Annotated in this window: 16 protein-coding genes and 3 pseudogenes; 15 read left to right on the forward strand and 4 right to left on the reverse strand. The window is 33.3% G+C overall.

Going from position 1 to position 15,783, the window contains the following annotated elements; genetic code table 11:
* Window positions 1-72: 72 nt before the first annotated feature.
* Window positions 73-282 (reverse strand): hypothetical protein, encoded by a 210-nt coding sequence (locus U860_RS0129595; RefSeq protein ID WP_025151314.1) that lies wholly within the window; start codon window positions 280-282, stop codon window positions 73-75.
* A gap of 214 nt (window positions 283-496) precedes the next feature.
* Between U860_RS0129595 and U860_RS0129600 the strand changes: the two genes are divergently transcribed.
* From U860_RS0129600 to U860_RS0129625, 6 genes are all read left to right on the forward strand, one after another.
* Window positions 497-742 (forward strand): DUF3947 family protein, encoded by a 246-nt coding sequence (locus U860_RS0129600; RefSeq protein ID WP_025151315.1) that lies wholly within the window; start codon window positions 497-499, stop codon window positions 740-742.
* A gap of 182 nt (window positions 743-924) precedes the next feature.
* Window positions 925-1,137, forward strand: coding sequence for a hypothetical protein (locus U860_RS34620; protein WP_081806994.1), 213 nt, complete (start codon window positions 925-927; stop codon window positions 1,135-1,137).
* Between the two features lie 440 nt (window positions 1,138-1,577).
* Window positions 1,578-1,874 (forward strand): hypothetical protein, encoded by a 297-nt coding sequence (locus U860_RS0129610; RefSeq protein WP_050447575.1) that lies wholly within the window; start codon window positions 1,578-1,580, stop codon window positions 1,872-1,874.
* Window positions 1,875-1,933: 59 nt separating this feature from the next.
* A complete protein-coding gene (locus U860_RS35490) occupies window positions 1,934-2,224 on the forward strand; it encodes a hypothetical protein (protein WP_025151317.1) in 291 nt (96 codons plus the stop codon).
* 561 nt (window positions 2,225-2,785) lie between these two features.
* Window positions 2,786-3,781 carry a glycoside hydrolase family 25 protein gene (locus U860_RS0129620; protein WP_025151318.1) on the forward strand — a complete coding sequence of 332 codons (996 nt, stop codon included), beginning with the start codon at window positions 2,786-2,788 and terminating at the stop codon, window positions 3,779-3,781.
* A gap of 148 nt (window positions 3,782-3,929) precedes the next feature.
* Complete coding sequence (locus U860_RS0129625; protein ID WP_025151319.1) at window positions 3,930-4,781, forward strand: peptidylprolyl isomerase PrsA; 852 nt, start codon at window positions 3,930-3,932, stop codon at window positions 4,779-4,781.
* Window positions 4,782-5,152: 371 nt separating this feature from the next.
* Here the strand turns inward: U860_RS0129625 and U860_RS0129630 are convergent.
* Both U860_RS0129630 and U860_RS0129635 read right to left on the reverse strand, forming a co-directional pair.
* Window positions 5,153-5,899 (reverse strand): annotated as a pseudogene (locus U860_RS0129630) (site-specific integrase); the annotation flags it as partial.
* Window positions 5,900-6,139: 240 nt separating this feature from the next.
* On the reverse strand, window positions 6,140-6,739 hold the full coding sequence (locus U860_RS0129635) for an undecaprenyl-diphosphatase (protein ID WP_025151320.1): 600 nt from the start codon (window positions 6,737-6,739) through the stop codon (window positions 6,140-6,142).
* A 2,236-nt stretch (window positions 6,740-8,975) separates the two neighbouring features.
* Between U860_RS0129635 and ltrA the strand changes: the two are divergent.
* From ltrA to U860_RS32260, 7 genes and pseudogenes are all read left to right on the forward strand, one after another.
* A pseudogene (gene ltrA, locus U860_RS32250) lies at window positions 8,976-10,774 on the forward strand (group II intron reverse transcriptase/maturase).
* A gap of 120 nt (window positions 10,775-10,894) precedes the next feature.
* Window positions 10,895-11,011 carry a DUF3983 domain-containing protein gene (locus tag U860_RS34630; RefSeq protein ID WP_081806996.1) on the forward strand — a complete coding sequence of 39 codons (117 nt, stop codon included), beginning with the start codon at window positions 10,895-10,897 and terminating at the stop codon, window positions 11,009-11,011.
* A 246-nt stretch (window positions 11,012-11,257) separates the two neighbouring features.
* A complete protein-coding gene (locus tag U860_RS0129660; protein ID WP_025151323.1) occupies window positions 11,258-12,058 on the forward strand; it encodes a C1 family peptidase in 801 nt (266 codons plus the stop codon).
* Window positions 12,059-12,078: 20 nt separating this feature from the next.
* Entirely contained in the window at window positions 12,079-12,441 is a 363-nt protein-coding gene (locus U860_RS0129665) for a hypothetical protein (RefSeq protein WP_025151324.1), read from the forward strand.
* A gap of 147 nt (window positions 12,442-12,588) precedes the next feature.
* Complete coding sequence (locus tag U860_RS36155) at window positions 12,589-12,759, forward strand: hypothetical protein (protein WP_033795512.1); 171 nt, start codon at window positions 12,589-12,591, stop codon at window positions 12,757-12,759.
* A gap of 27 nt (window positions 12,760-12,786) precedes the next feature.
* On the forward strand, window positions 12,787-13,269 hold the full coding sequence (locus U860_RS0129675; RefSeq protein WP_025151325.1) for an ArpU family phage packaging/lysis transcriptional regulator: 483 nt from the start codon (window positions 12,787-12,789) through the stop codon (window positions 13,267-13,269).
* Complete coding sequence (locus tag U860_RS32260) at window positions 13,269-13,754, forward strand: site-specific integrase (protein WP_050447573.1); 486 nt, start codon at window positions 13,269-13,271, stop codon at window positions 13,752-13,754. The genes U860_RS0129675 and U860_RS32260 overlap by 1 nt, the downstream gene beginning before the upstream one ends.
* 364 nt (window positions 13,755-14,118) lie before the next feature.
* Here U860_RS32260 and U860_RS0129685 read toward each other — a convergent pair whose 3' ends face one another.
* Window positions 14,119-14,505 carry a hypothetical protein gene (locus U860_RS0129685; protein WP_025151326.1) on the reverse strand — a complete coding sequence of 129 codons (387 nt, stop codon included), beginning with the start codon at window positions 14,503-14,505 and terminating at the stop codon, window positions 14,119-14,121.
* A 137-nt stretch (window positions 14,506-14,642) separates the two neighbouring features.
* On the opposite strand from U860_RS0129685, the pseudogene U860_RS0129690 reads away from it, so the two are divergent.
* A pseudogene (locus U860_RS0129690) lies at window positions 14,643-14,909 on the forward strand (tyrosine-type recombinase/integrase); the annotation flags it as partial.
* 328 nt (window positions 14,910-15,237) lie between these two features.
* Window positions 15,238-15,666, forward strand: a complete 429-nt coding sequence (locus U860_RS0129695; RefSeq protein WP_025151328.1) for a YkvA family protein — start codon at window positions 15,238-15,240, stop codon at window positions 15,664-15,666.
* The last annotated feature ends 117 nt before the right edge of the window (window positions 15,667-15,783 follow it).

The following is a 15,783-nucleotide window of genomic DNA, read 5'->3' on the forward strand; positions in this document are numbered from 1 at the left end:
TTTACCTATCGCAACGAATAGAATGTGACAGCTGAAATATTCAGTAGATATACTTTAACATTTCAGCTGGTACTAAGCGTTATAGGTTTTAGAAGCCAATTTTTTAAACTTCATCCAATATGTTATTCCAAGGACAGTTTGTGCAATTAGGAATAGTGAACCAGTAAATAATTTGAGGTTATGATCTAGTGCACCTAATATTGCCATAACTAATCCAGTTACGATGAAAATCACACTTAGGAAAGGTGTAATTTTCATTAATATCTTAAGTCTTTTATTCATACGTCAACCTCCTATTTTTGGTGTATTCTAACTATTGAATGTATTTTACTACATTATGTTTTTGAAATGTAGGGGGGATTCAAAGGATTAATAGTATAAAACTAAACAAAAACGCTATTTGAATAAAAGCTAGTGGACTATGTTTTAACACTCACTGAAATTAATACGCATAACATACTTTGTAATAACTTATTTGGAAGTGAGTTGAATAATAATGTTTTATTCATATTTTAATCCCCGAGCTAGTATGCGTCCGGCGTATGGTACTACTGGTATAACATATAGTGGGGCACAAAGTACAATTCAAGCTGTTCAACAAGCGTTACAAGCACAGCAACAAATGCAACAAGGTATACAACCGTATTATTCATTTATGGAGTATTATCACCCAGTGCATCATATTACGCCATACGGAATTTCTTTTTCAACAATTCCATATGGAACTGTATACAATTTATAAAAATATGCGGCGTAATAAAGTTGAGTATTTAAATAAGGGCGCAAGTAAAGAGCGCCCTTATAAGAAATGATTTGTGTCTGATGAATTAGTATTCAATATATAATTCCTAATTTTTAATGTGTGACAAAGATTAATATAAAAATTTCATTTTGTATTAGTTTGGAACACAAAAAGAGCACTTAATAAAGTGCTCTCGTGACGAGACTATTTTCTCAAAGAAAGGAATACGCCATATCATAGGTACTAATTTCTTGGTCCATAACATCTATTATTTAGTTGTAGGTAAAGAATTTCATTTTAATATGTGGTCTTCCATTATTATATTTAGTATCGTATTTATTTCGGGTTTCGCGTATATGTTGAAGAAGGGTCCAGATATACTTATTAATGATTAATTCTATAGTCACTTCGTTAGGCGCTGCTGTGAACTAGGTGGCGTCTTGTTTGCTGTTAAGGAAAGATAAGAGAAAGAAGCAAATGGAATGGGAAGCTAGAGAAGAGCGACTAGAGTTTGTAACAAGGGAGTCCGATGAGCATCTTGATAGGAAAGGGAGGGGAAAGGAATGAGTGGGTTTGGATGATCTTTAGTGTTCTGTGTATTATGGGAGTCTAGATGATTCTTGTTAGCATAGTATGTTTTTCATCATTTTGCACCTTAGAAATGAATCCGTTACAATTACAGACAGTCGTTTTAAAATTATGAAAATCAAGATTTTCATTAATAGATCCTTATTTTACAAAAAAATTATTCTAAATAGAAGTGAAAAATAGGGGTTTGCCTTAAACATTTATTATAGTCAGGAATATGAGTATAGAAACAGATCTGATTTTTGTAATGACGGAGGGAATTGCTGTGGACATAACTCAAAGTGTGGCAAGAATAGTGGTTAATGGGAAAGACCTTCCGTTCACCTCAGTTAGAACTTCTGTATGGAATAATGGACCTGCAAATGATTTAATAGTTTCGACGAATCAGAGAGTGAATGAGCTTTATCAATTTATGTGGTCACAAGTGCCAGTTACGCTCACAATGTATTTTCTTCAAGGGGCGGACTTAATGAGATTTGCTAGGGTTGCTGGGATTAATGAAAGCGTAACGGGAGAATATATATATCATTTCATTTGGGGATAAGACGAATTTAAAGTAGCCTAACAGCTGCTTTTTTATTTTATAGAAGAGATTATCGTGAGTTGGGTGAATGGCAAGGGAATACGCAAAACACTTTTACAAATCAACAAGGTGGAAAAAGTGTCGGGAAAGTGTTAGATGAAAATATTGTAGAGAAAATAATAAAACTCAGATTCATTGGCATGAGTACAAATATGATAGCTAGAAAACTTGATATATCACGTGCAACGGTAAGATACCGTTGTACAAAATATGATCTTGGAGGGGGCATTGCACATAATCCTTTTGTAGAGGAAGCATACGATAGATTCATAACTGGATTTAACAAAAGACACGGTAACAGATTCATATAAGTATCTGGATTTTAAAATGGTGATTCTTCTTTATATATAAAAAAATGGAAATTGTAATAAAATAAGCCTTTAAAAGGAAATTATAAAGAGGCAGCTTTAATTATTTAGCTGCCTAGTTACAGGGAGATTGAAAAATATTGGAGGTCAGTCATGAGTGTAAGCTAAAATAGCTTACATATAGTATGCACATTTTTTATAGTTTTATTCCGATATTTATAAACAGTAAGACAGCAACCTCAAAATTCGGCAGAAGTAAAAAAGCTATGTAGGAGCCCTACTGCCCGTAAAAGCCCGATTTGTTTGAGTTATAATTCGTGAGGGATAAAAGATCCTACTGATTATAGTTTTACGTTATTAGTAAAAGGCTTTTAGTTTAACTTCCCAGAAGTATGTAAGAAAGTTGAAGTTATCTTTTTAATATAAAGAAAAATATTCTAGATAGGTTGTATATTTTGAAAAAATGATGAGATTATATTTATTTTATAGAGAGTTGGTATTAGGCATATGGGTCTAACAATAAAACAAGCTTTGAATTTAATAATAAAAAGGAGTTGATTAGTAATGGGTTATATTGTAGATATTTCGAAATGGAATGGAAATATTAATTGGGACATTGCAGCGTCTCAGCTAGATTTAGTTATTGCTAGAGTACAAGACGGCTCGAATACGGTGGACTTTATGTATCAAAGTTATGTAAATGAAATGAGGAAACATAGTATACCATTTGGTAATTATGCATTTTGCCGTTTTATATCTATTTCAGATGCAAAGAAAGAAGCGCAAGATTTTTGGAATCGAGGTGATAAATCCGCTAAATTTTGGGTGGCAGATGTAGAAGTTCAAACAGTGGTAGATATGCAGAGCGGGACGCAGGCCTTTATTGATGAATTACGCCGATTAGGTGCGAAAAAGGTTGGTTTATATGTAGGGCATCATACGTATGTATCATTTGGGGCGCGTAATATTGATGCTGATTTTATATGGATTCCTCGTTACGGAGGGAATAAACCAGCATATCCATGCGATATTTGGCAATATACTGATTCAGGAAATGTTCCTGGTATTGGGAAATGTGATTTGAATCAATTAATTGGAAATAAGGATCTTTCTTGGTTTATAGGTACAAATCAAACAAATCAATCCAGTATAGAAAATATAAAGCAATCAAATGGAATTGGTATTGCTGTTTCAAAATATACTGATGGATACGGTATTAATCTATATGAAGATCCTGCAAATCCACAGTTTACAGGCAGAATTACGAAAAAAATCCCATATTTAATCTTTAAAGGTTATTGGGGAGGCGGAGAAAAAGAAATGATTTGTTTAGGCAGTGAACAACAATGGGCCAAGCTAGAGCATTTTAATATACAATGGTTTTATGCATATTCAAAATACGCACCTGGATATGAAATTAGAACGTACGATGGACCAAATGGAAATGATACAGGAGCGGTTGATGGGAAGGTACCTTATCGCATTTGGAATCGTCAGGATGGATATGTAGATATAGGTGGGGATGAATGGATTAAAGAGGAGCATGTGCAGATTAAATGATGTTAAAAAAAGTCGGCTCGCAAGCTGGCTTTTAGTATTTAATAAAGCTGTTTTCTGATATGAAAATATATACTTACGGAAAACACATTAATTTCACAATAACAGTATATAGTTTTTCATATACAATTATTAAAGTGAGGTATTTGAATTGAAAAAGAAAAAGCTTTTAATAGGAACTATTATTACATGTATGGCACTAGCGTTGTCAGCGTGTGGTTCCTCGGGTAACGTTGCAACATCAAAAGTAGGAAACGTGACAGAGAAAGAGTTAAGTAAAGAATTAAAACAAACATATGGAAAAAGTACTTTATATCAAATGATGTTAAATAAAGCATTGCTAGATAAATACAAAGTTTCAGATGAAGAAGCTAAAAAACAAGTAGAAGCAGCAAAGAATCAAATGGGTGATAATTTTAAAATGGCTTTAGAACAAGCTGGACTGAAAAATGAAGATGAACTAAAAGAGAGAATGAAGCCAGAAATTGCACTTGAGAAAGCGATTAAAGCGACCGTTACAGATAAAGATGTGAAAGATAACCATAAGCCAGAAATGAAAGTAAGTCACATTTTAGTGAAAGATGAAAAAACTGCGAAAGAAATAAAAGAGAAATTAAATAATGGAGAAGACTTTGCTGCTCTAGCTAAGCAATATTCGGAAGATCCTGGTTCAAAGGAACAGGGTGGAGAAATTGCTGGTTTTGCTCCTGGTCAAACTGTGAAAGAATTCGAGGAAGCTGCGTATAAATTAGATGCAGGACAAGTAAGTGATCCAGTAAAAACATCGTACGGCTACCATATAATAAAAGTGACGGATAAAAAAGAATTGAAACCGTTTGATGAAGTGAAAGATAAAATCCGAAAAGATTTAGAACAACAAAGACTACAAGATACAACAGGTAAATGGAAACAACAAGTAATCAATGATCTATTGAAAGAAGCGGATATTAAAGTAACAGATAATGAATTTAAGGATACATTTAAATTCCTAGAAAATAAATAAGGTTAAGAAGAAAAAACAGAGGTTTAGCATAGTGCTAGATTTCTGTTTTTTAATTTTTAATAGAAAAGGGAACTCATATAGAGTTCCCTTTTCTAGTTAGTGTGTGAGTTATAAATAGATAGTAAGACAATACAATATTACATTTAAATATTAAGAATTACAATAGAAAATTATGGGTAGAAACGAAAAAAATAAAAGATGACTTCGCAAACGTTGATATTATAATGTTTTAGTTAGTTAATTTTATTAAATATAAACCTAATATATTTTTAATATATGTTACACACAAAGAAAAAATGATTATATATTTGTCCTTATGAACTGGATTAAAGACATAATTTTATAAAATGCAAACATTTTGCAAACATGAGCTATCCAAAGATACTTTTACCAAAGTTTTTAACAGCTTCTTCTTGCATGTTTGGTAAAACATGAGAATAAACTCTTAGTGTCATTGAAATGTCTGTATGTCCTAATCTTTCGCTGATAATTTTAGGGTTAACTCCTTGTTTCAAAAGTATGGTTGCGTGTGTGTGTCTTAAATCATGGAATTTAATTCGTTTTATGCCTGCGTTGTCTATCGTTCTAAGGAAAGTATTTCTGAAATTCGCTCTCCTTATGACCATTCCAAACTCAGTACAATTAATTAAATCAAAATCTTGATAGGCGGAACCACATTTTAATTTCTCTTTATTAATTGTAATCCTATGTTTTTTTAAGGATTCTATCGTTTCTTTAGGTACTGGAATTGTACGTTTGGATGAATTTGTTTTTGCTGTTTTTTTAATTTTATCGTCATGACCTGATGTCTGATTAATTGTAATAGTGTGTTTCTCGAAATCAACGTCCTGCCATCGTAAACCTAGAACTTCTCCCAGACGCATGCCTGTAGTTATTGCAAGAAGATACCCAATATGATATCGTGATTCTTGTGAATGCAATAGAAACTTTTTTACTTCTTCCTCTGTCCAAGTCTGGATGGAGTTTTTTTCTTTTTTCGGTATCTCAGCAAAAGTAGCCGGATTTCTAGAAATAACATTTTGTTTTACAGCTGTTTTTAGAATCCGATGCAGAAGGAGTATGGAATTGTTTGCAATGCCATTATCCATTGCAGATTCATTATATAACGTTTCTAGGCTTAAATGATTAAATGCTAGTAATCTTTACTTAGCTTTTACATGGGATTGAAGTTATTGATATAGACCAAATTTGAATTTTATAGAAAAGTAGGTGTGGATATGCCTAAAACAAAAGCGTTATTTAATAATAAAGAGCGCTTTTTAAAGCGCTCAATGACCTAGACAATATTGAAAAAGAATACTCAATAATATATGTAATCTTTTTAGTGTGTTCCATAATCAAAAGTTGTTCGATTTGTTTTTGGATGGTATTACATTTTGCTCTATTTTTTCATAAAGATTAAGTAATTGTTTGATAAATGTAATTTTCGGTGTTAACCAATACGAAAATAGTGCTGAAATAATTCCTATTAGAGCCCCTGTTACGACATCGAAAGGATAATGAACTCCTACCCAGATACGAGAAATAGCTACACAAAATGCAAGTACAAGCCATAACCACCCAGTTTTTTTACGAACAAGCCAAAATGAAAAACAAATTGAAAAAAATAGAATCGTATGGTCGCTAGGAAATGAATTATCTACTGCATGATCGACAAGTTTATTAACATTAGGTAATACTGCAAATGGTTGATAATTCAAATACAAATTCCCTGCTAATTTTCCAATTATTTCAGCAGTTACGAAAGCAACCATTGCTTGAATAATCATCATTTTGTTTTTTCTAGATTGAGTAAACCAATAAGCCATAATAATTAAACCTAAAAAATACACCATATATTCCGCCAAAAATACCATAGTTGAGTTTAGGGATGAATATTGCTTCCCTAAATCATTGATAGTTCGAAAAGCATCAATATTTAATTGAGAGAAAGACATTTTTAAATCGCTCCTTATTGTGTGTCTATAACTTTATTATGTGAAAAATTTTTTAACTGAGGCTTAACGGTTGCTTAATTAATTCTTAACAATTCTTGTTTGTGTATAAGGAAAATTATAGTAAAGAGTTTATAGTGAAAAAATTGATTTTAGTGACATTAGTATTACAAAACTGTAAGGATTAGCTCATTGAAGATTTTTAATAAAATAGTTATTTAATAAAAAAAGCAGGTAGCTTTCGCTAGGCTGCTTTGCTCCATATGGGAGTTCTCGTTATGTAATTTAGATAAAGATACTAGCTATTAAAAATATAGCACCTATCAAAATTAGAAAATCAAATAAAATCAACAACTGGTTTTTCTGTGGCTTTCGAAATTCCTTTATTAAGCTAAAAACGGCACTCATCCCGAAGCAGATGTATAACAAAATCATTATTGTTTCTGACATCATTAACACTCCTAATATATTAATAATTTAATTATATAACGAAAAACATATGTATGTAAGTTTTTAACAAAATCCTTAATTTAATAAAAAAACTGCCCTTGTTGAATAGGGAACAAGGGCAGCACAGGTATAGGGACTTGCAAGGGAAATTTGCAAAATCATATAAATTGTAACATGTATATAAGCTTAAAGCGGTTACGGAAAAGTAACAAAGTCCTTATTCTTTATTAAAAACTGCCCTTATTGCTCCTCCAATAAGGACAGAATAGGCATTATGATTTTGCAAAGGACAATTTGTAAAATCATATAAATTGTAACATGTATATAAACCTAAAGTGGTTACGGAAAAGTAACAAAAACGTTATTTAAATAAAAGGAACCCCATTTGTCCGGGGGGCTCCTAAGGGTAATCGTCAAGTAATGACGTACTCGACTAATTAACAATATCATGAATTTTTTGGTAAAAATACTGGTAAATGTGTCCAAATGGATAAGGTCATCATTTTGAACAAAAACGCCATTTTAGTAGAAAAAAGATAGGACCTGCTGTGCCCTACAGGTCCTGTTTAAAAAATACATGGAAGGAATTAATGAATTACCATTACATTACCATAAATGGAAGGTTGATTCCATCCGTTATGTATTGAGAAATAAAAATTTCATTTTGTCACAAATAAAAGAGTAGCTAGCAAAAGCTAACTGCTTGGCTGGTTTTCCAAGGGGGAAAGGAGAAAAGTTAGGGACTCCATTAAATGAGTTCTGGCTATCGCCTACCTATATTATTGACGTAATATTTAGTTTTATCCAGGTTGGGACTTATAATCTACAAATTAGATTATGATAGTCGATATTCTCCATATTGACCAGAAAAGAACTAAAAATTCTAGTGAAATTCTAAAAGTTCTTTTCTTGGCTTTTTGAAATTCTTTTATCAAATAGCCGACAGCACTAATCGCGATAAGAATGAAAAGAATAAGTTCAAGTGTAACCGGCATTTTATCTACTCCTAATTAATTAATTTATTTAATATATAACGATTGTAAGATATTTTGATGATTAGTGGTGAAAAATTAAACAAAATAATCCTTTGCGCGACACGTTTCCTTATAAGTGTGTAAACACGAAATAGGAGGGTTATCAATTTGATAACAACAACTGACTGACTGAAAGTAGGAATGAAAGCCGTCAGGTTGAGCTGAAACTACTTATCTAATACTCCTACATGCAAGACGTGATAGTAGTCACAAATTGTATGAAGCTAGGTGAAGTCGGCTGAACAAAACCTAAGTGAGAAATCATATGGTAATGGATAGGTCGGGATGCTACAAAATATCTATGGTGAGAATGTCCAAATTAACGGACTGGCGAACTTGCGAATATACGGGTCTAAATTATTAATACATAAGAAATATGTATGTCGTCAATGACGATGTTATCTACCGAAAAGTAAGATTAAAGGATATGAAATTCGGAACATCTAACGATGATGATGTAAAGATAACAGGCTTACAGCAAGCACCTAAGGATATATGTATAGCTAGGTCAATCGGAACGTGGTAAGCAAGAAACTGTCACCAACGCCTACTAGCGGACAGATGTATATAAGGTTCTAACGAACCGAAATTGCTTCATTCTTGTGAAGGTGGGGACACAGTACCGACGAAACATGTAACGAATGTGGAGGGATAGTCCCTAGTCTTGTTCTTTGAAAACTAAACTTACTAGATGTAACTCACAGGATCGAGTAAGATGATGGGACTTTTCGTAAGAAGGGGGAATTAACACATCGGTGAGTACAACATTACGACATGCAGAATATTACGATATACAAAAAGTGTTTGATGATTTATATCAACGTAGCAAAAACAATGCTACTAAAGGTATAAATTTATATAAACACATCATATCAAAAGAAAATATTCTACTGGCATATAGAAACATAAAGGCTAACACTGGCTCTAAAACTGAAGGAACAGATGGTATCACAATCGACCATTATAAAATGGAAGATGTAGATTCTTTCGTTGATAACATAAGAAATGCTCTTGTAGACTACAAGCCAAACACGGTACGTAGGGTAGAAATACCTAAACCAAATGGAAAGAAACGCCCATTAGGAATACCTACAATGAGAGATAGATTCATTCAACAAATGCTCAAGCAAGTTCTAGAGCCAATATGCGAAGCGAAATTCTACAAGCATTCATATGGGTTTAGACCCAATAGGTCAACGCATCATGCGATGGCTAGGTGTCAATTCTTGATGAATCGTGGGGGATATAGTCACGTAGTTGATATTGATATACAAGGTTTCTTTGACAACGTAAACCACTCCAAATTACTAAAACAACTATATACCATAGGTATAACTGATAGAAGAGTACTGACAATCATCTCGAAAATGTTAAAAGCACCAATCAAAGGAGAAGGCATTCCTACAAAAGGAACTCCGCAAGGAGGAATTCTAAGCCCATTACTAAGTAATGTTGTATTGAATGATTTAGATTGGCGGATATCTAGTCAGTGGGATAATATCAAAACAAGAAAACCATATACACTACCAAATAAAAACTATCATCTATCAAAAACAAAATTGAAGAGAATGTATATAGTTAGGTATGCGGATGATTTTAAAATATTTACAAACAATCACAAATCTGCAACTAAAATATTCCATGCAGTGGAAGGTTATCTCGGGAATCAATTAAACCTTAACATATCTAATGAAAAATCAACTATAACTAACCTAAAAAGAAAATCTTCGGATTTTCTGGGGTTCTCTATTAAATTCGTTAAAAAGCGCAAAAGATATGTAGCAAACACACATGTAAGCGCGAAAAAGAAAAAGGATATCCTTGAAAAAGCAAAAACAAGGATTAAAGCAATTCAAAAGAATCCATCAGGGAAAACAGTACAGGACTATAACTCTTACGTGCTTGGCATAAAAAACTATTACAAAATTGCAACACATGTATCTATAGACTTTGCTGAAATAGCCTTTCGTCTCTCGAAAACCTTGTTTAATCGTCTAAAATCAATAGGGAAATATAAGATTCCTACCAATGCAAACGCATTATACAAAAGAACTCACAGGAATAATTATAGAACCTTTGAAATAGCAGGTAATCATGTATATCCACTAGCGGACATACAAACACGATTCCCTCAAAGTTTCAGTCAAGACATATGTAACTACACTATAAAAGGAAGACAAAACTCATCAAAAGCCTAAAAGGTAACATTGCCAATGAAATGCAGAAGATGTTGCTATCATCCACTAAAGGGCAGAGCGTGGAGTATACAGATAACAGAATGTCGAGATATTCTATGCAAAATGGAAAATGTGCTGTTACAGGAATCTTTTTGTTAGCTGATGAAGCGCACTGTCATCACAAAGTACCGAAAGGTATGGGAGGAACTGACGAGTTCAATAACCTAATTATTGTACATGAATTTGTCCACAGACTGATTCACGCTACAAATGAAGAGACGATTAGAACGTATATGAGAATACTTCAATTGAACGATAAACAATTGAAGAAAATAAACAAACTCCGTAAAGCTTGTAATCTAGTTACTTTAGTATAAAAGAATAAGATGGGACGCTGTATGCGATGAAAGTCGCACGTACAGTGTTAAGCGGGGGAAAAGATGGAGATAACTTCAAAGTCTTACCTATCGCAACTAATAGAAAGAGAGGCTAGGATAATGAAACCTAAAAAAAAGATTAGAAAGGCTATCGCTCGTCGCGCAAAAGCGGTAGAGAAACATCGAGTCAATAACGCTTGGAGAAACATTTTTGCACAAGCTGGGATTATAAAATAACAGTATTGGAGGAATAGAATATGAATGGTAAACAGTTTTTCGGAATAGGCGTCCTTTTTATTTTGAAAGGGGAGATGGGGAGAATTTGATAGAAAAGAAGTTGAGAATTAAAAGATTAACAAATGAATATACGGATGGATTGAATGTAAATGAAATAAAAATTAAAAAGGTATAATTTTAATTTTTAAGTTAAGTATATAAAGTGAATGAATTATCTAGATATAAAGAAGGGATGGATTTCTGCATATGAGCTCAAATGAATCAAATTTCAGTCTTACCAGTAACAAAGATATTGTAAAATACCTTAATGTGAGAAAAGACCCTGTTGATTTAAGAGACAAAATGTTTCGGAGTTACTTATTTAGTAACGAGGGAGATCTGCCAACGCAAGTCGATCTTCGTCCAAAGATGTCAGGTATAGTGAATCAATGGAAAATAGGTTCTTGTACGGCGAATGCAATTGTTTCAGGATTACGAGAATACCTATTATTACAATCAGGTCGTCCATTTACTTGCTTATCTCGTTTGTTTTTATATTATCATGAGCGAGAAATAGAAGGACATATTCAGGAAGATAGCGGAGCGAATGTTCGTGATGGTATGGATGTTCTTAAAAACATTGGGGTATGCCCTGAAGAGGATTTTCCTTATACTGAGAATTTTAGAGATAAGCCATCATCAAAGGCTGAATCAGATGCCGCACTTTATAGAATTGGAGCCTACTATCGTATTCAAGATTTGTCGGGATTAAAGGCTGCGCTTGCTCATGGATTAGTTGTTGTGCTTGGATTTGTTGTACCAAACTCTTTTAAGTCAGAAGAAGTTATAAAGACTGGCATAGTTCCGGTATCAGGAACAGATGATGTAATTGTAGAAGATGGGCAACCAGCAGGACATGCTGTTTGTGCTGTTGGATATGATGATAATAAGCAAACTGTTATTATTCGAAACAGCTGGGGAGAAGACTGGGGAGATAAAGGATATTGTTATTTCCCATATGAATTATTTAAAAATGGAATTGTGCAAGATATGTGGACAGGTCGTTAATTAGAAAAAGGAGTGGTAGTATGGAAACTACAAAACACGTTATACATGTTACAGGTAGTATAAAAGAGCGTGAAAAAGATGTAGAAATAAAGGGTGTAATGCATTATCATCTATTAATTAATAATATATCAGTTATACATGCAAGTGGTGTAGAGGTATCAACGATTCCAGATGAGCTATTCTGTGCTATTCGTTACGGAGATGCCGAGGGTTTGGGAGAGCCAATTAGTGGTCTAGAATCAGGTAATCCAATTGAATTACAGGGAGTTTATATTGATAAAAATCATGCATATCCTTCAATTGGAAATCCTGGTGATCCAGTTTTGCATTTTACCCATCATCCAGTAGGGTTTGTTATCTACAACGGAAAAAAATATGAGTAATATTTTTGTACAAGCTGGTATTTTAAAGTGAACTAAAACAAATATAGTCCGGCTAGAAAACTAGAGGACACCAATTCATTAAAGCAGCAATTAAAGCTGTTTTAGGAATAGGTGTCCTTTTTATTTTGAAAAGGGAGATGGGGAGAAATGAAGGTGTTAAAAGATCAATTACGTGAATGGAAAAAGCAATCAAGACAAGGAAAGAAGAGAAACAAGAAAAAACAAAAAGAGAAATTAAGTACTCGTGACATTGAAGATTTAATGGGTGTTCATGGACCACGTTATGAGCGCAGACGTGGAGCTTTACGACAAAAGTAATTTAAAAATAAAAAGGAGTGGTCTTACATGACTAAACAATTATCTTTCTTACCAAAAATTGATAGAGCAGCAACACAAGAGAAGTTAGAAGGCGTTCTAGAAAGTGTTCGTATATATAGACAGTTCGGAATGATTCGTAAAGAAATGAAAGTCACCCCTTCTTATGAAATGAGAGAACACGGTCCTACACATGCAGTCGGAAAGCCTTTAGAGGATGTTGCAATCGCTAATTTGCAACAAATCGAACGTGAAAAATGGTTAGAAACTATGTCATTTCGAGTTAATCAAGCATTAAGTCGTTTTGGAAACAGTCAAACCGGAAAAAACCAGAGGGAGATTATAGTTAAACGATACTTAGAGGATGAGGATGTATGTGACTATATGATTTATAACGAAATAGGTATGAGTGAGCGTACATATCGACGTGTTAAATCAAGAGCGTTTTATAAGCTAGCCTTTGCTCTTAGATTAGAAGTTTATGAGACTGAAGAAACTGGAGGTAATGAATAATGAACTTTGTTCAACCGATACGTGATCTAGAGCAAATACAGCAGTTAAAAGAGTATTTCAAGGAAAAGAGCTTACGCAATTACATTCTCTTCATTATGGGCATTAATACAGGTCTCAGAATCTCTGATATTTTGAAGTTGAAAGTAGGAGATGTCAAAGGTAGTCATATCTCTATGAGGGAGAAGAAAACAGGGAAACAGAAACGTATCCAAATTACTGCAACGTTGAAAAGGGAACTTAGGTGGTTTATTGAAGAAAGGGAAGATGGTGAGTATCTATTACAAAGTAGACAAGGAAAGAATCGTCCAATTGGTCGTAGCATGGCATATAAGATACTAAGTGAAGCTGCAACAGAGTTTGGATTAGATGAAATTGGCACACATACATTAAGAAAGACATACGGATATCACATGTACATGCAAACGAAAAACATAGCATTACTAATGGAGATATTCAATCATTCGTCAGAGAAGGTAACATTATGATATATAGGTGTAAACCAAGATGCAATGGATAAAGCAATGACTAGATTTAAAATCTAAGCATTGTTTTTTCTTTTAAACCCATACAGTTAGAGGTATAGCCACATGCCCATCAACTTAAGAATTTTATATCGCCCCAAAACAAAAAAATTGTACATTTTCACCTGGAGATGCCAATTTTATCGTTTTGGGGTATTTACTTTTCTTAGGTTTCTCGACTTGGACTAGCAATTGTATCCGCCGAACCGCCAAAAACTGCTAATAATTAATAAAACTTTTTACATAACAATTTAACCCTTTGTAGAAAACTACGAGGGCTTAAATTGTTCAAAGAGTATTCCATTTGAGGTTTAATCAATTTGTGTTCTTAAATGAAATTTTGAGGCACACATTCACGAACACCAGAAGTTTTTAATGAATTAAATAAAGCTGCATTGATTCTTAATAGGACGTTGTTATCAGTTCCATCTTCTAAATCATAGATTACAAAGTATGAATTATCGACTGTAAAAATACATTTTCGTTCTAATTTAAATCCAGGTGGTACAGTTGGAAGTGTATCACTTGGTACAATTACAGGTGTATCTCCTTCATCTCTGATAAAATTGAAAGTTTGCTTGTCAATTTCGTAGATATTAACTGGATCAATTTCTACACCTTTATCTGGAATTGTAATTTCATCTTCAACTAATAAGAAAAAACGTTGGTTTCGAAAATTGAAAAGAGATCTTGCTCCAATTTCAAATGATGCCATTTTATATTCGCCTCCTTTGCAACTTTTTTATCGATTTAAAGTTGCCTTGATATGGTATGTCAGATTAATAGATTTGGTTACGGCTTGTACTACACAAATTACTAAATTAGGAGTCTTACCCTATGTCTATCAAGTTAATATTACAAAGTAGACAAGGGAAGAATCGTCCTATTGGTCGTAGCATGGCATATAAGATACTAAGTGGAGCGGCGGCAGAGTTTGGATTAGATGAAATTGGTACACATACATTAAGAAAGACTTACGGCTATCATATGTACATGCAAACGAAAAACATAGCATTACTAATGGAGATATTCAATCATTCGTCAGAGAAGGTAACATTACGATATATAGGTGTAAACCAAGATGCAATGGATAAAGCAATGACTAGGTTTAAAATCTAATCATTGCTTTTTTCTTTTTAAATCTAGGGGTATCGCCAGCATTTTTGAAAACCCCCACGCTAAGAGCATACAAAATTTTATACAGTTTTCGGCTAATCTAGTAACAAACGAGAACCCTAAAACCCATGCCAGGATAGGAATGTATAAAAAAGATGAATAGAGTTATAGAAAATAAAAAAGGGGATTCCTTCTGAGAGTAAGGATTCGCCTTTTTATTGCTACCGATAATGAGACGTTATGTTAGCCTAATATGTATAAAATATACATAGTGTTTTTGTGTACTACTCTGATACCATGGACTTAGAACAAAGAAATTGGGGGAAGCAATTTGAACCAAGATAAATCGATGAAAGCAAAAGAGAATTTATCTATCATACAAAAACTAAAAAAATGGGCTAAAAACTTAAAGAAACAACTTCTAGTACTTTATTTTGCATATCGAGATGAAAGAGTTCCTTGGTATGCAAAATTATTTACAGTGCTTGTTGTTGCGTATGCTTTTAGCCCTATTGATCTAATCCCAGATTTTATTCCAATTTTGGGGTATCTTGATGATGTAATTCTTGTACCATTGGGTGTTTCCTTGGCATTAAAACTAATTCCTAAAGAAGTGTTGGAGGACTGTAAAAGAAAAGTAGAAGAAAGACAAACAACAGGTAAACCTAAAAATTGGATAACAGGTGCTATTTTTATTGTTATTTGGATTCTTGTTTTTGTATGGGTTGGAAAACTTGTCTTATCATATATGAATTATTGATAACTTTCGCTTTCGAAAATTATGTAAATAAGCTGCCCATATGGGCAGCTTATTGTATTTTTTGCTTAGCGTGGGGTTTTTCTAAAAGGCTGGTGGTACCCCATCGCTATCAAGCTA

Origin of the sequence: Bacillus sp. H1a, assembly GCF_000633475.1 — a bacterium.
In the GTDB taxonomy this organism is placed as follows: domain Bacteria; phylum Bacillota; class Bacilli; order Bacillales; family Bacillaceae_G; genus Bacillus_A; species Bacillus_A paramycoides.